Origin of the sequence: Massilia sp. BHUDP2 (genome assembly GCF_046236355.1) — a bacterium.
Classification (GTDB): Bacteria; Pseudomonadota; Gammaproteobacteria; order Burkholderiales; family Burkholderiaceae_D; genus Telluria; species Telluria varians.
Genome location: NZ_JBJUVW010000004.1, coordinates 321,076 through 338,160, shown reverse-complemented (window position 1 = coordinate 338,160; position 17,085 = coordinate 321,076). Strand labels below are relative to the sequence as shown.

The following is a 17,085-nucleotide window of genomic DNA, read 5'->3' as shown; positions in this document are numbered from 1 at the left end:
AGCTAGGTCGCCCAGCGCCTGTCGCCCTTCGCATACCGGATCCGGCGATACGTGCCCGGCACCGGATCGTAGCGCAGGGCCTGGGTGGCCCCGATTTCCGACGTCAGGTAGCCGTGCACGGTCAGGCGCTTGAGCATGGCGACCATGCTCGCCCCCGTCGGATCGAGGCTCCAGCGGGTCAGGAAAGCCAGCTTCTGCGCCTCGCTCAGCGCGCCGAAGCCCTTGCCATGTTCCTGGGTGCAGGCTGCTTCCAGCGCATCGAGCCCGCGCACGAAGGCGTGGGCCTCGTCCAGCGGCCAGCAGGTATTGACCGTGGCGAGCATGTACAGGCCGATCGCCGCCGCGCGCGCGCCGCCCAGGCCGGGCGTTGCCGGCACGATGGTCTCGCCCAGGTCGTCGAGCAGCAGCACGTCGCGCGCACCGAGCGCGCTGCGCTGGGTGTCGCGCCGCAGGGCAGGCAGGCTGCAGCCGCCGGCAAGGCCGACGCCGCCCAGCGCCATCGACAGCAGCACGCGGCGGCGCCGGCTATCCGGCGGCGCGCTCACAGGTTTCCTTTCTTGAGTTGGTCCACGGCGAAATGCGCGGCCCTGGCAGTGAGCGCCATATAAGTGAGCGAAGGATTCGCGGTTCCGCTCGAGGTCATGCAGGCGCCATCGGTGACGAAGACGTTCGGGGCACCCCATACCTGGTTGTGGCCGTTCAGCACCGAGGTGCGCGCATCGCGGCCCATGCGGGCCGTGCCCATTTCGTGGTTGCGCAGGCCCATGTTGTCGTGCGCCTCGTGGGTGGTGATGTTGGTGAAGCCCGCACGTTCGAACATCTCGCTGCCCGCGGCCAGCATGTCGCGTGTCATCGCATGTTCGTTGTCGCCGAAAGCGGCGTCGACCTCGAGCAAGGGCATGCCCCAGGCATCGCGCAGGCTCGGGCTCAGGCTGAGCTTGTTGCTGTGGTAGGGCAGGCATTCGCCGATCCCGCGCATGCTGATCTGCCATGGACCGGGATCGCGCAAGGCTTCCTTGAGTTCCGGCCCCAGGCCCGGGGGCGTAGCACGCGGCGTGCGCGTGCTGCTGCCCTGGTAGGCGAAGCCGCGCAGGAAGGCGCTGCTGCGGTCGGACCCGAGATTGCGAAAGCGCGGCAGGTAGACGCCGCCGGGACGGCGCCCCTGGTAGTACTGGTCCTGGAACATCGGAATCTCGGCGCCGATCGTGGCATTGCAGTTATGGTCCATCAGGTTGTGTCCCAGCTCGCCGCTGTCATTGCCCATGCCCCGGGGGAAGCGGCTGGAGGTGGAGTTCAGCAGGATCAGTGTCGTGTTCAGGGTCGACGCATTGACGAACACGAGCTTCGCAAAATACTCGGTGCTCGCCCTGGTGTTCGCGTCGATGACGCGCACGCCCCGGGCCTTGCCACTGGCGGGATCGTGGATGATGGATTCCACCACCGCGTGCGGGCGGATGGTCAGCAGGCCGGTCCGGGCCGCCGCCGGCAGGGTCGCGCTATTGCTGCTGAAGTAGCCGCCGAACGGACAACCGCGCACGCACAGGTTGCGGTTCTGGCAGCTGCCGCGGCCGAGGTGCGGCACCGACAGGTTGGCCATGCGCGCGACGATCAGGTGGCGGTCTCCATAATGCCTGGCGAGCTGGCGCTTGAAGTGCTCCTCGACCGGTGTCATCTGCAGTGGCGGCAGGAATTCGCCGTCCGGCACCTGGGACAGGCCATCGCGCGTGCCGCTGACGCCCACGAACCGCTCCACGTGGCTGTACCAGGGCGCGAGGTCGCGATAGCGGATTGGCCAATCGACGGCGATGCCTTCCCTGGCATTGGCTTCGAAATCCTGCTCGCTCCAGCGCTGGGTCCAGCGCCCCCAGGTCAGCGAGCGCCCGCCCAGCTGGTAGCCGCGGATCCAGTCGTAAGGGCGGGTTTGCACATACGGGTGTTCCTTGTCCTTGACGAAGAAGTGCTCGGTCGCTTCCTGGAAAGAAGCATGGCGGCTGGCGATCGGATTGTCTTCCCGCATCTTGCGGCTCAGCTGATTCCGGTTGGGCAGCTCCCACGGCGCGCTCAGCGCGGTCGGATAGTCCGCGATGTGTTCCACCGTCCGGCCGCGCTCGAGGACCAGGGTGCGCAAGCCCAGTTCGCACAACTCCTTGGCCGCGAAACCGCCGCTGATGCCCGAGCCGATCACGATGGCATCGTAGGTATGGGCATCGGCTGCCTTGATGTTGAGTGCCGGTGCGGCGGGAGAGGCTGGGATCGTGTTCATCAAACGCATGATATACTCGCATCGTCATGCTTGTCCCCATCGTATGAGACGACTCCTCGTCATTTTCCTGATCCTGCTGTTCCCGCTGAACGTCCTGGCCTTGTCGATCTCCGTGTCGACGGCGCAGCCCGATGGCGCGCACACGCATGCGAGCATGACCGGCAGCGATGCCTTCCAGGGCAACGCCAACGCCGACATCGATCCCGACGAGCCGCCCTCGGTGGCCGACCTGCATGACCTGGTGCACCAGGACACCCGCCTGAACCTGGCCGGCCTGCGCGCCGCCGCGGTGCCGCAGCACGCCGCGCCGCCTGACCGCCTCTCCCTGCCGCCTCCCGACAAGCCACCCCGCCGCGCCTGACGCGGGAGCGTGGCTCCCCTCCTGTCGTCCGTCCGGTTTGCCCTGGACGGCGCCCGCGCGCGCCTGCCTGCCTCCGGACTTCTTCCGCCGACCATCGTCGGTGGACCCCGCTTCTTCACATTTATTAAGGCAAGCAAGATGGAATGGCTAATGGACCCCTCGATCTGGGTGGGTTTGCTGACCCTGGTGTTCCTGGAAATCGTCCTGGGCATCGACAACCTGATTTTTATCGCGATCCTGGCGGACAAGCTGCCGCCGCACCAGCGCGACAAGGCCCGCCTGCTGGGCCTGTCCCTGGCCATGGCCATGCGCCTCGGCCTGCTGACGATCGTCTCCTGGCTGGTCACCCTGACCACGCCGCTGTTCTCGCTCGGTTCCTTCAGTTTCTCCGGGCGTGACCTGATTCTTCTTATCGGTGGCCTGTTCCTGCTGTTCAAGGCCACGGTCGAGCTGCACGAGCGCATCGAGGGCGTGGTCCACGTCCAGTCCGGCAACAAGGTGTATGCCGGCTTCGCCGCCGTGGTGGCCCAGATCGTCGTGCTCGACGCGGTGTTCTCGCTGGACGCGGTGATCACGGCGGTGGGCATGGTCGACGAACTGTGGGTCATGATGGCGGCCGTCGTCATCTCGATCGGCGTCATGATCCTGGCCTCGAAGCCGCTGACCCGCTTCGTCAACGCCCACCCGACCGTGGTGGTGCTGTGCCTGAGCTTCCTGTTGATGATCGGCCTGAGCCTGATCGCCGAGGGACTGGGCTTCCACATCCCGAAGGGCTACCTGTACGCGGCGATCGGCTTCTCGGTGCTGATCGAGACCTTCAACCAGTTCGCGCGCCGCAACTTCCTGAAGAACGAGGCACGCCTGCCGTTCCGCGAGCGCACCGCCGACTCGGTCCTGCGCCTGCTCGGCAAGCCTCGCCATGCCCAGGAAGAGGCGCCGGAAGAAGCGCGCGAGCCGGACGACAGTTTCGCCGTCGAGGAGCGCAACATGGTCAGCGGCGTGCTGACCCTGGCCGACCGCTCGATCCGCTCGATCATGACGCCGCGCGCCGAGATGTCCTGGGTGAACCTGGAACAGGACGCGGCCACCATCCTGCAGCAGCTGCAGGAAACCCCGCACAACCAGCTGCCGGTCTGCCGCGGCGACGTCGACCGGGTGGTGGGCGTGGCCCGGACCAAGGACCTGATCGGGGCGCTGCTGCTCTACGAGCGCATCGACGAGGCCGACCCGGCGCTGCTGCGCAAGCCGATCTACCTGCCCGACACCGCCGGCGTGCTGCGCGCCATGGACACGCTCAAGCGCGCCCGCGGCCAGCTGGTGCTGGTGGCCGACGAGTACGGCGTGGTCCAGGGCCTGTTGACGCCGATCGACCTGCTGGAAGCGATCGCCGGCGAGTTCCCGGACGAGGACGAGCAGCCGGCGATCCGCGCGCAGGGACCGGGCCGCTGGGAGGCCGACGGCAGCGCCGACCTGCACCTGCTCGAGCAGGTGCTGGAATCCGATCGCCTGGTCGACCCGGACGCCGACTACAGCTCGCTGGCCGGCTACCTGCTGGCGCGTTTCGAAACCCTGCCGGCCGCCGGCCAGGCGATCGAGACCGACGGGCTGCGCTTCGAGATCCTGGCGGTGGAAGACCGGCGCATCCTGCGCGTCGCGATCACGCGCCTGGACCTGCAGGCGCAGGACGCCGCGGGCTGACTCTTTATCTCATTTGTCATTGAAGGAAAACCCATGAAACGCATTGTGCTGTTCCTCGCCACCAACCTGGCCGTCGTGCTGGTCCTGAGCCTGAGCGCCAGCCTGCTCGGCGTCAACCGCTTCCTCACCGCCAACGGCCTGAATCTCCCCATGCTGCTGGCCTTCGCCGCGCTGATGGGCTTCGGCGGCGCCTTCATTTCGCTGTGGCTGTCCAAGCCGATCGCCAAATGGTCGACCAAGGCGCGCGTCATCGCCCAGCCGGCCAATGCCACCGAGGCCTGGCTGCTCAATACCGTGGGGGAGCAGGCGCGCAAGGCCGGCATCAAGATGCCGGAAGTGGCCGTGTACGAGGGCGAGCCGAACGCCTTCGCCACCGGCGCCACCCGCAACGGCTCGCTGGTCGCGGTGTCCACGGGCCTGCTGGCCTCGATGTCGCAGGAGGAGGTGGAAGCGGTGTTGGCGCACGAGGTGGCGCACATCGCCAACGGCGACATGGTCACGCTGACCCTGGTCCAGGGCGTGGTCAACACCTTCGTCGTGTTCCTGGCGCGGGTGGTCGGCTACGCCGTCGACCAGATGCTGCGCCGGAACGACAGCGAACAGTCGGGGCCGGGCATCGGCTACATGGTCACGGTGGTGGTGTGCGAGATCCTGTTCGGCATCCTGGCCAGCATCATCGTGATGTACTTCTCGCGCCAGCGCGAATTCCGCGCCGACCGCGGGGCTGCACAGATCCTGGGCCGCCCGCAGCCGATGATCGCGGCGCTGCGCCGCCTGGGCGGCCTGGCCGAAGGGGAGCTGCCGAAGAACATGGCGGCCTTCGGCATTTCCGGCAAGGGCGCGCTGTCGCTGTTCTCCAGCCATCCGCCGATCGAGGCGCGCATCGCGGCATTGCAGGCGCAATGACCGGCCCCGCCGCGGGAAGCGCGCTGTCGGCGGTGCTGCAGCGCCTGGCCGAGGAGGAGGGCGAGCGGATCTCGATCGGCGACCTGCTCGCGGCCCTGGGCGACCGCGCGCTTGGCGCCCTGCTGTTCGTGTTTGCCTTTCCCAACGCGCTGCCGGCGCTGCCCGGCACCTCGGCCATCCTCGGCCTGCCGCTGGTGTTCCTGGCGGCGCAGCTGGCCTTCGGGCGCCGGCCCTGGCTGCCGCGCTTCATCGCGGCGCGTTCGATCCCGCGCCCGGCCTTCCGCGCGCTGGTAGGGCGCATGCACCCCTGGCTGCAGCGCGCCGAGCGCCTGCTGCGCCCACGGGCCAGTGCGCTGGCGCTGCCGCCGATGGAATACCTGGTGGGCGCGGTGTGCCTGGTGCTGGCCGTGGTCGTGCTGCTGCCGATCCCGATGGGGAACATGCTGCCGGCTTTTTCGATCAGCCTGCTGGCGCTCGGCATCCTCGAACGCGACGGCTACTGGATCCTGGCCGGACTGGCCGCGGCCCTGGCATCCGCGGCGCTGGTGTCGGGCGTGGTGATCGTGTTCGTCAAGATGGCGCTGTACGCGGTGGCGGCCTGGCTGCCTTAGGTGCCAGGGCTGCTGTCAGCGTACGGGACGGGGGTGCCGGCGGCGGTCGCGCTGGCGGAAGTGTTCGGGAGAGCACAGCACGCGCAGGGCCACCCGGCGCGGCACCCCGACCTGTTCCATGAACAGCAGGGCGGGGTGGACGCCGTAGCGCGCGCATAATTTCAGGCCCTCCTCGACCTGGCCAGCCGTCACCAGGTCACTGCGTGCATCGTTCCTGCTTTGCTCTGCCATGCGTTCCTCCATGCGAGCGAAGGATGCTAGCAGAGCTGTAAATGCACTTAAAGTAAATTCTTAAGACTTTGCACTAAGTTGATGTTTTAGTGGCTAAACAGCAAAAATTGCTCGTTTGGTATTGCAGACCGGACTTCGAGCTGCTCAGCCAACCATGCGGTTGAAGAGCTCGCGCGCGGCAAGGCCGCCGCCACCGATGAGCAGGCTGAAATACAGGATGGTGACCACGTTGCTGACGTGACCCAGCAGTACGCTGACGCCGTCGCGCTGCAGCAGGCCGATCGCCAGGAACAGCAGGGCGACCGCGGGGAAGGTGTTGCTGAACGGGATCAGGCCGAAGGGCATCATCAGCAGCACGGCGCCGAGGATCAGGCCAGCGTTGTTGAGATGCTGGATCGAGCCATTCGCCACCAGCCACTGGATACGATTCGGCTTGCACACGCGTTCGATCCGGTACAGCCAGGGCAGCGCCTTGCGCAGCGCCGGGCGCAGCTTGCTGGTGGAGATCAATCGGTGCTTCAGCTTTGCCGGGACCCAGAGTTCGCGGCCGAACAGGCGGCTGACGCCGATCAGGAGGATTGCGGCGCCGAACACGGTGCTCACCCCCGGAATCGACACCGGAATCAGGAAGACCAGGGTAAGCAGGGCGGTCAGAATCAGCAGGCCTTCGTTGCCGACGCGGCGGATCAGTTCGCTCAAGGTGATGCCGCCGGGCGGCAGGGAGCGGACCATGCCGCGCAGTTTCTTGAAGACCGGTTCAGCTTGCATGGGTTCTTTCATCGTGCTTCTCATGGTTCCTGGCGGGAAGGCAAGAGTATAGTGCAGGAGCGCATGCTTCCGCCGCCTGAATGGCAAGTACGCGCAGCCCACAGGCCGCTGTCCGTTCCCGTTCAGCCGCGCCGCGCAGCCTCGATCGCCGCCACGTCGATCTTGCGCATCGTCATCATTGCCTCGAACACGCGCTTCGCCACGGCCGGGTCGGGGTCGGCAATGCCTTCGCTGAGCACGCGTGGCGTGATCTGCCAGGACAGGCCCCACTTGTCCTTGCACCAGCCGCAGGCGCTTTCCTGGCCGCCGTTGCCGACGATGGCGTTCCACAGGCGGTCGGTTTCTTCCTGGTCATCGGTCGCGATCTGGAAGGAAAAGGCTTCGGTATGGGGGAAGACCGGGCCGCCGTTCAGGCCGATGCAGGGGATGCCGGCCACGGTGAAGGCGACGGTCAGGACGTCACCTTGCTTGCCGGCCGGATAGTCACTCGGTGCGCGGAACACCTCGCCGAGCGCGCTGTCGGGAATGGTCGCCGCGTAGAACTGCGCCGCTTCCAGCGCGGTTCCGTTGAACCAGAGGCAAATCGTGTTCTTGCTGACCATGGCATGTCTCCCATCGTAGGCACATCGTTCGGAATATCGCGCGCCAGCATAACGCAATCGCGCGCGCCTTCCTCGCTTGCCACGGTCTCCCTTACGGAAGATCAGTCCAGGTCGGAAGCGTCGTGACGCTCGGGAACCTGCTCCTCCGGATTGCCACGAACCCGGTTGACCTTACGGCCGCGGACGACGGCCGGGCGCGCCGCGATCTCGTCGGCCCAGCGGCGCACGTGCCGGTACTCGTGCACGGAGAGGAATTCGCCGGCATCGTACAGCTCGCCGCGCACCATGCCGCCGTACCACGGCCAGATCGCCATGTCGGCGATCGTGTACTCGTTGCCGGCCACAAACTGCTTGTTGGCCAGCTCGCGCTCGAGCACGTCGAGCTGGCGCTTGGTCTCCATCGCATAGCGGTCGATCGGATATTGCAGTTTTTCCGGCGCGTAGGCATAGAAGTGGCCGAAGCCGCCGCCCACGAAGGGCGCCGAACCCATCTGCCAGAACAGCCAGTTCATGGTCTCGGCGCGCGCCGGACCATCTTTTGGCAGGAAGGCGCCGAACTTCTCGGCCAGGTAGACCAGGATCGAGCCGGATTCGAACACGCGCACCGGTTCATCGGCGCTGCGGTCGACCAGCGCCGGGATCTTGGAATTCGGGTTGATCTCGACGAAGCCGCTCGAGAACTGGGCGCCCTCGTTGATCTTGATGAGCCAGGCGTCGTACTCGGCGCCGCTGTGGCCGAGGGCCAGCAGCTCTTCCAGCATGATGGTCACCTTCACGCCGTTGGGCGTGGCCAGCGAGTACAGCTGCAGCGGGTGCTTGCCGACCGGCAGTGCGGCCTCGTGGGTCGGGCCGGCGACCGGGCGGTTGATGTTGGCAAAGGTGCCGCCGGAGGAGGCGGGCGGGGTCCAGACTGTGGGTGGGACGTACTGATCGGTCATCGGGCGCTCCTTGGGAATCTGGTCAAAGTAGCCATTCTAGCCGCGGCATGCCGGACCTGCCCAAACCATGAGAAACCATGAGGAAACCATGAGGGTCAGGTCTGACATTCGGACACGAGCTCGGGCGTTACTCCGATTTTGTATTGCTCAGTCCGTGTCTGAATGTCAGACCTGACCCCCGACTTGACCTGACCCCCGACTTTAAAAAAAGAAAACCCCGCTGGGGCGGGGTTTCGGTTGGGGCTGGCAGGGCTTAGATGTAAGCCGCCAGCGCGCCTTTCATCTTCTTCAGCGCAGCCGATTCGATCTGGCGGATACGCTCGGCCGACACGCCGAACTCTTCGGCCAGCGTGTGCAGCGTGGCGCCCGAACCGTCGTCGTTGGCCAGCCAGCGCGCTTCGACGATGCGGCGCGAACGCGGGTCCAGCTTCGACAGTGCGGTCTCCAGTCCTTCGGACTGCAGGCGGTCGCGCTGCTCGGATTCCAGCACGCGGGTCGGCTCCTGCTGCTCCGACGACAGGTAGGCGATCGGGGCGAACTTGTCGTCTTCGTCGTCGGTCGGCGATTCGAGGGCGATGTCGCGGCCCGACAGGCGGGTTTCCATCTCGATCACTTCTTCACGCTTGACGTCGAGCATCTTCGCCAGCTCGTCGACCTGGCTCGGGGTCATGGTGTCCAGTCCCTGCTTGTTGCTGCGCAGGTTGAAGAACAGCTTGCGCTGGGCCTTGGTCGTCGCGACCTTCACCAGACGCCAGTTCTTCAGGATGTATTCGTGCATCTCGGCCTTGATCCAGTGCATCGCGTACGAGACCAGACGCACGCCCTGGTTCGGGTCGAAGCGCTTGACCGCTTTCATAAGGCCGATATTGCCTTCCTGGATCAGGTCGGCGTGCGGCAGGCCGTAGCCGAGGTAGCCACGCGCGATCGACACGACCAGGCGCAGGTGCGACAGCACCAGCTTCTGTGCAGCGTCCAGGTCATTCTTTTCCCGGAGCGACTTCGCCAGCGATACCTCTTCCTCGTGAGTCAGCATCGGCAGGCGGTTGACGGCAGAAATGTAGGCATCGATGTTGCCCAGATTGCCAGAGAAACCCAGTCCCAGAGCACGACTGCCGGCCGGAACCAATGCGGATTGTGCGGACATTTTCAATTTCCTCGTAGTAGACTTACTGCATCCCAATGTGCCACCGACCCATGCCGCGTGACACCAGCGTTACTGCTTGTTACTTGGATGCTTTCCTTGATTTCGCTGTATTCGAGACATATATTAGCACTCTCCATGTGTGAGTGCTAGGCAGGCCATCGATTTATCGAAATCGATTAAGTTTGGCTAAAGTATTGCTCTTGGGAATCAAAATCGCGCCGCTTTAACTGTAGTGCAGGCGACCCCAATTCAGTTAATTTAGCTCAAAAGTGAGCAAAAACCCGCTGGAAAACGTGTTAGAGACAGGTTAAAGGCCTGAGAAGCGGCCTTCTGTTGGATGGCGCACATTCGTCAAAGCCGGCCTGTAGGAATAGCGCTCGTGTGAACGTAGGGTGGGGCGGGTCAGCAGTTTGAAGAGGGGACAGGATTGGGCGCGCGGCCGACCCAAGCGGCCCGCGCGCCCAGTGGAGTCTGCCTTATTGCACGCGCGCCAGGTGGCGCTGCACCGACAGCATCGCGCCGATCAGACCGAGGCCCGCGCTGATCGCGAGGACGCCGGCGGTTTCCAGTGCGCCGAGCGGCGCCAGCTGGAATTCCGACGCATACAACCTTGCAAAGTCCGCAATCGCGCCGTTCAGCGGCTGCAGGGCCAGCACCACGGCGCCGAGCGCCACCGCGCCCGCGCACAGGCCGAGCAGGCCGCCGGTGTAGTAGAAGGGGCGGTGGATGAAATTGTCCGTGGCGCCCAGCAGCTTCGACACGTTGATTTCCTCCTTCTGCGTCAGCACCTGCAGGCGGATGGTGTTGAACACGACCGCGATCACCACGATGCCGAGCGTGACCGCCAGCAGCAGCAGGGCCAGGCGCAGGATGGCCAGCATGGCGGCCAGGCGCTTCACCCAGGCCGAATCGACCTGCACCACGTCCACGCCGGGCAGGGCGCGCAGCTGTTCGGTGATCGCGTCGACCTGGCTTGCTGCGCTGCTGCCGTCCAGGCGCAGCTTGAAGCTGTCCGGCAGCGGGTTTTCGCCCAGCGTGTCGATCACGTCGCCCAGGCCGCTCCCGGCCTTCATCGCGGCCAGCGCTTGCTCGCGCGGGATGAAGTCGACGTCGGCCTTGCCGCCGCCGGCCGCGATCGCGCGAATGCGCGGCTGCAGGGCGGTCGCTTCCTCGCGTGTCGCCTCGAGTTTCATGAAGACGCTGATCTCCGGGTCGACCGAGAGCTGTTCGGACAGCGGACGCACGTTGTCGAGCAGGGTGATGCCGGCGATCGGCAGCATCAGGGCGAAGGCGACGACGAGCACGTTGAACAGGAAGCTGCCCGGCGCTTTGCGCACCGTGGACAGGGCCGCCCCCAAGGCGAAGCGGTGCTGGCGGATCCAGGGGCTCATGCGGCGTCTCCCACCAGTTGGCCATGCTCGAGACGGATCACGCGCGCCGCCGCACTGTCGAGCACCTGGTCGTCGTGGGTCGAGATCACGCAGGTCACGCCGACGGCGTTGAAGGCGCGCAGCGCGTCGAGCACCTTGTCGGCCGCCACGCGGTCGAGGTTGGCGGTCGGCTCGTCCGCCAGGATGATCTGCGGGCGGTTGACGATGGCGCGCGCCACCGCCACGCGCTGCTGCTCGCCGCCGGAGAGTTCCAGCGGCATCGCCCTGGCGCGCTCGAGCAGGCCCACCTTGTCGAGGGCGGCCCGGGCGCGCTGCTCGGCCTGTGCCTTCGGCGCGCCGGTGACGAGCAGGGGCAGCATGACGTTGCCGAGGATGTTGCGGTCGTTGAGCAGGCGCTGGTGCTGGAAGATCAGGCCCAGGTTACGGCGCAGGAAAGGAATGCCGGCCCGCTTGAGGCGGCCGATGTCCTGGCCGTTGACGGTGACCACGCCGCTGCTGGGCCGCTCGACGGCGGCCACCATCTTCATCAGGGTCGACTTGCCCGCGCCGGACGGGCCGGCCAGGTAGACCAGCTCGCCCTTGCCGATATTGAGGGAGACGTCGCGCAGCGCGTAAGCGTCAGGGGAATATTGTTTGGAGACGGACTGGAATTCGATCATCGATGGTCCGTTCCTTCAACCCAGCAGCGCTTCGACGAATTCTTCGGCGTTGAACGGCTGCAGGTCGTCCAGCTTTTCGCCCACGCCGATGAAGTACACCGGCACCGGGCGGGTACGCGCGATCGCGGCCAGCACGCCGCCCTTGGCGGTGCCGTCCAGCTTGGTGATCACCAGGCCGGTCAGCTGCAGGGCGTCGTCGAAGGCCTTGACCTGGGCCAGCGCGTTCTGGCCGGTATTGCCGTCGATGACCAAGAGGGTCTCGTGCGGGGCGCCGTCCATGCCCTTGCCGATGACGCGCTTGATCTTCTTGAGTTCTTCCATCAGGTGCAGCTGGGTCGGCAGGCGGCCGGCGGTGTCGACCATGACCACGTCGGTGCCGCGCGCCTTGCCCGACTGGACCGCGTCGAAAGCGACGGCGGCCGGGTCGCCCGAGGCCTGCGAGATCACGGTGACGTTGTTGCGCTGGCCCCAGACCATCAGCTGCTCGCGCGCGGCGGCGCGGAAGGTGTCGCCCGCAGCCAGCAGCACCGACTGGTCGAAGCGCTGCATGTGCTTGGCCAGCTTGCCGATGGTGGTGGTCTTGCCGGCGCCGTTCACGCCCGAGATCATCATCACCAGCGGTTCGTGGCGGCCCAGTTCGAGGGGCTTCTGCAGCGGCGCCAGCAGCTCGATCATGAGTTCCTTGAGCGCGGCCTTGACCTGGGCGGCGTCGAGCAGCTTGTCTTCCTTGACCTTGCGGCGCAGGGCGCCCAGCAGGTGCTCGGTGGCGTCCATGCCGGCATCGGACATCAGCAGCGCCGCTTCGAGCTCCTCGTACAGGTCTTCGTCGATGCGCGCACCGACGAACAGCAGCGACAGGTTGCTCGAGGTCTTGGACAGGCCGGCCTTCAGGCGCGCCATCCAGGATGTTTTCTGTTCCGCGGCGCTGGTCGGGCGTTCCGCGGTTTCCGGGAACAGTTCGCCGAGATCGGCTGCGACGGGCGCGGCGGTCGGCGCGGCCGGCACGATAACGGGCGCGGCGACTGGTGCCGGCGGCGGGCTGACCGGTGCGTCCAGCGCACCCGGCACGAACATCGGCGCCGCTGCGGGCGCGGCCTGGTCCGGCGCCGAGACCTCGGTTTCAGGCTTCTTTCTCTTGAAGAAACTAAACATAAATGGGGGCGATTCCTGCGCACGATGCCGGCTGGCGCCGGCGATGAAAAAAGTAGCGAATATTTTACCAGAGCAGCAAGACGCCACCCGGAATGGCAGGTATCGACGCTAGAAGATGCGTGGAAGGAACTCTTTGTTGTGTTATTGCTGAAACCGACTGGTTACTCAACAGTGCGCGTCTGGAAAACGACAGCGACTTGCGTTAAATTGAACAGAGAGAGAAAACCACAAAATACAACGGGGCACACCGTGAAAATTACCAATTTTCTGAAGCGCCTCATCTATGGCGACAACGCCACGGATGGCAGCGCCGCGAACATGCGCAACATTATCGTGTGGGCGTTCATCGCCCTCGTCGCATTGTTCCTGACCAACCCGGAACAGGTCAGTTTCTTCGACCAGCCGATTCCGCTGCCGGCCGAGCTGGGCTTGGGGCAGTAGGGCGGTGGTCGGCAAGCCGACCACCGTACGACATCAACGGCCGGCCTTGGCCGCTTCCGCCGTCTTGCGAATCGTCTCGAGCGTCGCGTTCGGCGTAATCAGATTGCCGTCGTAGCGCAGCTCGATCACCGCCGGCAGCTTGCGTTCGTTCGCATGCGCCAGCGCGCGCTGCAGGGCGGGCGCGAATTCCTCGGTCTTCTCGACCACCTCGCCGTGGCCGCCGTAGGCGCGCGCCAGCGCGGCGAAATCCGGATTGTGCAGGCTGGTACCCGACACGCGGCCCGGGTAGTCGCGCTCCTGGTGCATGCGGATGGTGCCGAACATGCTGTTGTTGAACACCAGGATGATCACGCCGGCGCCGTACTGCACCGCGGTGGCCAGTTCCTGGCCCGTCATCATGAATTCCCCGTCGCCGGCGAAGGTGACCACCGTGCGCTGCGGATCGATGATCTTGGCCGCCACGCCGGCCGGCACCGCATAGCCCATCGCGCCATTGGTCGGCGCCAATTGGGTGCGGCGGCCAGCGTAGCGGTAGAAGCGGTGCGCCCAGGTCGCGTAGTTGCCGGCGCCGTTGGTGATGATGGTGTCGCGCGGGCTTTGGCGCATGAGTTCCTGCACCACCTGCCACAGGTCGAGCGGCGCAGCGCCGTCGCGGAAGATCGGCGGCTGCGCCTGCCAGGCGGCCAGGTCGGCTTTCGCCGCTTCGACGCTGCCGGCCCAGCTTGAAGAATCCACCGGCTCCATCGCGGCCAGCATCGCGCATACCTGCGGGGCGCCGCTGGCGATCATCAGGTCGGCCTGGTAGACGCTGCCCAGTTCTTCCGGATCCGCGTGGATGTGGACCAGGCGCTGGCGCGGCACTGGCGAGGCCAGCAGTGAATAGCCGCTGGTGGTCATCTCGCCCAGGCGCGGGCCGATGGCGATCACCAGGTCGGCTTCCTTCACGCGCGCCGCCAGTTTCGGGTTGATGCCGATGCCGACGTCGCCCACGTAGTTCGGGTGGCCGTTGTCCATCAGGTCCTGGAAGCGGAAGGTGCAGCCGACCGGCAGCCGGTTGGCTTCGGCGAAGCGGGCCAGGTCGGCGCAGGCCTGGTCGGACCAGGAGCCGCCGCCGAGCAGCACGATCGGGCGCTGGCTTTCGGCCAGCATGGAACGCAGCTGGGCGACCTGTTCGGTCGATGGTGCTGCCTGCACCGGCTGGTAGCGGCGCGCATCAGGCACTTCCGCTTTGGTGACCAGCATGTCTTCCGGCAGCGCCAGCACCACCGGGCCGGGGCGGCCGCTGGTGGCGACCTGGAAGGCGCGCGCGATGTACTCGGGGATGCGGTCGGCGCGGTCGATCTGGGTGACCCACTTGGCCATCTGGCCGAACATGCGACGGTAGTCGATTTCCTGGAAGGCTTCGCGGTCGATGAAGTCGCTGCCGACCTGGCCGATGAACAGGATCATCGGGGTCGAGTCCTGGTAGGCGGTGTGCACGCCGATCGAGGCGTTGGTGGCGCCGGGTCCGCGGGTGACGAAGCAGATGCCTGGTTTACCGGTCATCTTGCCGTAGGCCTCCGCCATGAACGCCGCGCCGCCTTCCTGCCGGTTGATCACGAAGCGGATATCCGAATCGTGCAGTGCGTCCAGCACGTCGAGGTAGCTTTCGCCGGGCACGCCGAAGGCGGTGTCCACGCCGTGGGTATGGAGCGCATCGACCAGGATCTGGCCGCCGGTGCGGGAAGGGTGGGTCATGGTTGGGTCTCGTCCTTGATGGTTTTGCTATCCAAACATTCTATGTGGATGAGGTGGGGAAGGATTTTGAAATGGCGACACGAAATTTCAGAAAACGTGGTTAGCTGGCGATAGGTTGCGCGAGCCCAATCGGTTACAATGCCCTCCGTGAAGCAGGCCAGGCAGCCGCTGGCCGTCATCTTCGGGTGATGGCGGGAGGAAGGTCCGGACTCCACAGAGCAGGGTGACGGTTAACGGCCGTCCGCTGAAAGCCGCAAGGTATAAGGCGAGGAATAGGGCCACAGAGACGAGCGTATTAAGTTACGGTGAAACGCGGTAACCTCCACCTGGAGCAATTCCAAATAGGCACGCGTTGATGTTGCTCGCGGAGCGTGCGGGTAGGAAGCTTGAGCGCTGGAGTAATCCAGCGCCTAGAGGAATGGCTGTCATAGGGGCGTCCCGCAAGGGAGACCACTACACAGAATCCGGCCTATCGGCCTGCTTTACATGAATTCAGCGCCCTGGTGAGGCGCCTCCTCGGAGACACCGATGCAGAAATACATCCTGGCTCTCGACCAGGGCACCACCAGCTCGCGCGCCATCGTCTTCGATCGCGCCGGCTTGGCCGTAGCGAGCAGCCAGCACGAATATCCCCAGCATTTCCCCGAACCCGGTTGGGTCGAGCACGACGCCCTCGACATCTGGCACAGCCAGCTCGCCTGCGCGCGCGAGGCCCTGCGCCAGGCCGGCATCGACGGACGGCAGCTCGCCGCCGTCGGCATCGCCAACCAGCGCGAGACCACGGTGCTGTGGGACCGTGCCACCGGCGAACCGGTCGCGCGCGCCATCGTCTGGCAGGACCGCCGCACCGCCGCCATGTGCGACCGCCTGCGCGAAGAGGGCAGGGCGGAGGACATCCGGCAGCGCACCGGCCTCGAAGTCGACGCCTATTTTTCCGCCACCAAGCTGCAATGGCTGCTCGAGCACGTGCCGGGCGCCAGGACCCGCGCCGAGCGCGGCGAACTGGCCTTCGGCACGGTCGACAGCTGGCTGGTGTACCGCCTGTGCGGGCGTCACGTCACCGACGCCGGCAATGCCGCGCGGACCATGCTCTTCAATATCCACACGTTGCGCTGGGACGAGGAGCTGCTGGCCCTGTTCGGCATCCCGGCCGGCGTGCTGCCGGACCTCGTCGCCAATTCGGAGGTCGTCGGCCTGGCGGCCGAAGAATGCTTCGGCGCCGCGGTGCCGATCGCCGGCATCGCCGGCGACCAGCAGGCCGCCACCTTCGGCCAGGCCTGCCACCGCCAGGGACTGGTCAAGAATACCTACGGCACCGGCTGCTTCATGCTGATGCATGCCGGCGCCACGCCGCCGGTTTCGCACAATCGCCTGCTGTCCACCGTCGGCTGGACCATGGGCGGCGCCACCGACTATCTATTGGAAGGCAGCGTCTTCATGGGCGGCGCCACCGTGCAGTGGCTGCGTGACGGCCTCGGCATTATCAGGCAATCCGGTGAGGTCGAGGCGCTGGCCCTGAGCGTGCCGGACAGCGGCGGCGTGATGCTGGTGCCGGCCTTCACCGGCTTGGGCGCGCCGCACTGGGACCAGTACGCGCGCGGCACCATCGTCGGCATGACGCGCGGGACGACTAGCGGCCACATCGCTCGCGCCGCGGTCGAGGCGATCGCCTACCAGAGCGCGGAACTGCTGGCGGCGATGCAGAAGGATGCATCGTGTGCCGTCCTTGAAATGCGCGCCGACGGCGGCGCCGCCCGCAACGACCTCCTGATGCAATTCCAGGCCGACCTGCTCGGCATCCCCGTCGTGCGGCCGCGCGTGACGGAGACCACGGCGCTGGGCGCCGCCTACCTGGCCGGGCTGGCGGTCGGCTACTGGGAGGGTGTCGACGAAATCGCCCGCCAGTGGCAGGTCGAGCGGCGTTTCGAGCCGGCGATGGAGGCCGGCCGGCGCGCCGAGCTGATGGCGCGCTGGGGCCGGGCGGTGGAGCATGCGAAGGGCTGGGCGAACGACTAAAGTACTCGCCCCGAAATAAATGTGTTTTTGGCTTCCATAACCGGCGCGCTGCTGCGTTGGCTCCTGCTTGCAGTGCTCGCACTGCAGCGCACTCGCCGCCTTGCATCGCATCCGGTTATGTTTGCCATTGTCACATTTATTTCTTGTCGAGTACTTAGCCGGCGTGG

General features: G+C 66.1%; 17 protein-coding genes and 1 other RNA gene. 7 read left to right on the top strand and 11 right to left on the bottom strand.

Annotation, left to right across the window (positions count from 1 at the left end):
- Positions 1–2 precede the first annotated feature (2 nt).
- Positions 3–545, bottom strand: a complete 543-nt coding sequence (locus ACK6C6_RS23045) for a gluconate 2-dehydrogenase subunit 3 family protein (RefSeq protein WP_409269487.1) — start codon at positions 543–545, stop codon at positions 3–5.
- Positions 542–2,263, bottom strand: coding sequence for a GMC oxidoreductase (locus ACK6C6_RS23040; protein WP_409269485.1), 1,722 nt, complete (start codon positions 2,261–2,263; stop codon positions 542–544). The genes ACK6C6_RS23045 and ACK6C6_RS23040 overlap by 4 nt, the downstream gene beginning before the upstream one ends.
- 43 nt (positions 2,264–2,306) lie before the next feature.
- Here ACK6C6_RS23040 and ACK6C6_RS23035 point away from each other — a divergent pair, with 43 nt between their 5' ends.
- From ACK6C6_RS23035 to ACK6C6_RS23020, 4 genes are all read left to right on the top strand, one after another.
- Positions 2,307–2,624, top strand: a complete 318-nt coding sequence (locus ACK6C6_RS23035; RefSeq protein ID WP_209587876.1) for a hypothetical protein — start codon at positions 2,307–2,309, stop codon at positions 2,622–2,624.
- Positions 2,625–2,762: 138 nt separating this feature from the next.
- Positions 2,763–4,322: a TerC family protein gene (locus ACK6C6_RS23030; RefSeq protein ID WP_409269483.1), complete on the top strand. Its 1,560-nt coding sequence runs from the start codon at positions 2,763–2,765 to the stop codon at positions 4,320–4,322.
- Positions 4,323–4,355: 33 nt separating this feature from the next.
- Positions 4,356–5,228: a protease HtpX gene (gene htpX / locus ACK6C6_RS23025; RefSeq protein ID WP_209587878.1), complete on the top strand. Its 873-nt coding sequence runs from the start codon at positions 4,356–4,358 to the stop codon at positions 5,226–5,228.
- The gene (locus tag ACK6C6_RS23020; RefSeq protein ID WP_409269481.1) at positions 5,225–5,839 is read left to right on the top strand and encodes an exopolysaccharide biosynthesis protein; all 615 of its coding nucleotides are present in this window, start codon (positions 5,225–5,227) and stop codon (positions 5,837–5,839) included. The genes htpX and ACK6C6_RS23020 overlap by 4 nt, the downstream gene beginning before the upstream one ends.
- A gap of 15 nt (positions 5,840–5,854) precedes the next feature.
- Here the strand turns inward: ACK6C6_RS23020 and ACK6C6_RS23015 are convergent, their stop codons facing one another.
- The 8 genes from ACK6C6_RS23015 to ftsY form a co-directional block, all read right to left on the bottom strand.
- On the bottom strand, positions 5,855–6,070 hold the full coding sequence (locus ACK6C6_RS23015; protein WP_409269479.1) for a hypothetical protein: 216 nt from the start codon (positions 6,068–6,070) through the stop codon (positions 5,855–5,857).
- Positions 6,071–6,214: 144 nt separating this feature from the next.
- Positions 6,215–6,850 carry an exopolysaccharide biosynthesis protein gene (locus ACK6C6_RS23010; RefSeq protein ID WP_409269478.1) on the bottom strand — a complete coding sequence of 212 codons (636 nt, stop codon included), beginning with the start codon at positions 6,848–6,850 and terminating at the stop codon, positions 6,215–6,217.
- Positions 6,851–6,960: 110 nt separating this feature from the next.
- Positions 6,961–7,440, bottom strand: a complete 480-nt coding sequence (locus ACK6C6_RS23005; RefSeq protein ID WP_209587882.1) for a VOC family protein — start codon at positions 7,438–7,440, stop codon at positions 6,961–6,963.
- A 101-nt stretch (positions 7,441–7,541) separates the two neighbouring features.
- Positions 7,542–8,378: a glutathione-dependent disulfide-bond oxidoreductase gene (yghU, locus tag ACK6C6_RS23000; protein WP_209587883.1), complete on the bottom strand. Its 837-nt coding sequence runs from the start codon at positions 8,376–8,378 to the stop codon at positions 7,542–7,544.
- Positions 8,379–8,631: 253 nt separating this feature from the next.
- Positions 8,632–9,522: an RNA polymerase sigma factor RpoH gene (gene rpoH / locus ACK6C6_RS22995; protein ID WP_209587884.1), complete on the bottom strand. Its 891-nt coding sequence runs from the start codon at positions 9,520–9,522 to the stop codon at positions 8,632–8,634.
- Positions 9,523–9,998: 476 nt separating this feature from the next.
- Positions 9,999–10,913: a permease-like cell division protein FtsX gene (ftsX, locus tag ACK6C6_RS22990; RefSeq protein WP_409269476.1), complete on the bottom strand. Its 915-nt coding sequence runs from the start codon at positions 10,911–10,913 to the stop codon at positions 9,999–10,001.
- A complete protein-coding gene (locus tag ACK6C6_RS22985; protein ID WP_036210808.1) occupies positions 10,910–11,572 on the bottom strand; it encodes a cell division ATP-binding protein FtsE in 663 nt (220 codons plus the stop codon). The genes ftsX and ACK6C6_RS22985 overlap by 4 nt, the downstream gene beginning before the upstream one ends.
- Positions 11,573–11,587: 15 nt before the next feature.
- Complete coding sequence (ftsY, locus tag ACK6C6_RS22980) at positions 11,588–12,724, bottom strand: signal recognition particle-docking protein FtsY (RefSeq protein ID WP_409269475.1); 1,137 nt, start codon at positions 12,722–12,724, stop codon at positions 11,588–11,590.
- Between the two features lie 24 nt (positions 12,725–12,748).
- Here ftsY and ACK6C6_RS22975 point away from each other — a divergent pair, with 24 nt between their 5' ends.
- On the top strand, positions 12,749–13,165 hold the full coding sequence (locus tag ACK6C6_RS22975; protein WP_209587887.1) for a hypothetical protein: 417 nt from the start codon (positions 12,749–12,751) through the stop codon (positions 13,163–13,165).
- Positions 13,166–13,198: 33 nt separating this feature from the next.
- Here the strand turns inward: ACK6C6_RS22975 and ACK6C6_RS22970 are convergent, their stop codons facing one another.
- Entirely contained in the window at positions 13,199–14,902 is a 1,704-nt protein-coding gene (locus ACK6C6_RS22970) for a thiamine pyrophosphate-binding protein (protein ID WP_409269474.1), read from the bottom strand.
- Between the two features lie 149 nt (positions 14,903–15,051).
- Here ACK6C6_RS22970 and rnpB point away from each other — a divergent pair.
- Both rnpB and glpK read left to right on the top strand, forming a co-directional pair.
- An RNA gene (gene rnpB, locus ACK6C6_RS22965) (RNase P RNA component class A) lies at positions 15,052–15,390 on the top strand.
- A gap of 40 nt (positions 15,391–15,430) precedes the next feature.
- On the top strand, positions 15,431–16,918 hold the full coding sequence (gene glpK, locus ACK6C6_RS22960) for a glycerol kinase GlpK (RefSeq protein WP_409269473.1): 1,488 nt from the start codon (positions 15,431–15,433) through the stop codon (positions 16,916–16,918).
- The last annotated feature ends 167 nt before the right edge of the window (positions 16,919–17,085 follow it).

Coding starts and splice junctions, on each gene's coding strand:
- ACK6C6_RS23040 (WP_409269485.1), bottom strand. CDS start 2,263: ATGAACACGATCCCAGCCTCTCCCGCCGCACCGGCACTCAACATCAAG.
- ACK6C6_RS23035 (WP_209587876.1), top strand. CDS start 2,307: ATGAGACGACTCCTCGTCATTTTCCTGATCCTGCTGTTCCCGCTGAAC.
- ACK6C6_RS23030 (WP_409269483.1), top strand. CDS start 2,763: ATGGAATGGCTAATGGACCCCTCGATCTGGGTGGGTTTGCTGACCCTG.
- htpX (WP_209587878.1), top strand. CDS start 4,356: ATGAAACGCATTGTGCTGTTCCTCGCCACCAACCTGGCCGTCGTGCTG.
- ACK6C6_RS23020 (WP_409269481.1), top strand. CDS start 5,225: ATGACCGGCCCCGCCGCGGGAAGCGCGCTGTCGGCGGTGCTGCAGCGC.
- ACK6C6_RS23015 (WP_409269479.1), bottom strand. CDS start 6,070: ATGGCAGAGCAAAGCAGGAACGATGCACGCAGTGACCTGGTGACGGCT.
- ACK6C6_RS23010 (WP_409269478.1), bottom strand. CDS start 6,850: ATGAAAGAACCCATGCAAGCTGAACCGGTCTTCAAGAAACTGCGCGGC.
- ACK6C6_RS23005 (WP_209587882.1), bottom strand. CDS start 7,440: ATGGTCAGCAAGAACACGATTTGCCTCTGGTTCAACGGAACCGCGCTG.
- yghU (WP_209587883.1), bottom strand. CDS start 8,378: ATGACCGATCAGTACGTCCCACCCACAGTCTGGACCCCGCCCGCCTCC.
- rpoH (WP_209587884.1), bottom strand. CDS start 9,522: ATGTCCGCACAATCCGCATTGGTTCCGGCCGGCAGTCGTGCTCTGGGA.
- ftsX (WP_409269476.1), bottom strand. CDS start 10,913: ATGAGCCCCTGGATCCGCCAGCACCGCTTCGCCTTGGGGGCGGCCCTG.
- ACK6C6_RS22985 (WP_036210808.1), bottom strand. CDS start 11,572: ATGATCGAATTCCAGTCCGTCTCCAAACAATATTCCCCTGACGCTTAC.
- ftsY (WP_409269475.1), bottom strand. CDS start 12,724: ATGTTTAGTTTCTTCAAGAGAAAGAAGCCTGAAACCGAGGTCTCGGCG.
- ACK6C6_RS22975 (WP_209587887.1), top strand. CDS start 12,749: ATGCCGGCTGGCGCCGGCGATGAAAAAAGTAGCGAATATTTTACCAGA.
- ACK6C6_RS22970 (WP_409269474.1), bottom strand. CDS start 14,902: ATGACCCACCCTTCCCGCACCGGCGGCCAGATCCTGGTCGATGCGCTC.
- glpK (WP_409269473.1), top strand. CDS start 15,431: ATGCAGAAATACATCCTGGCTCTCGACCAGGGCACCACCAGCTCGCGC.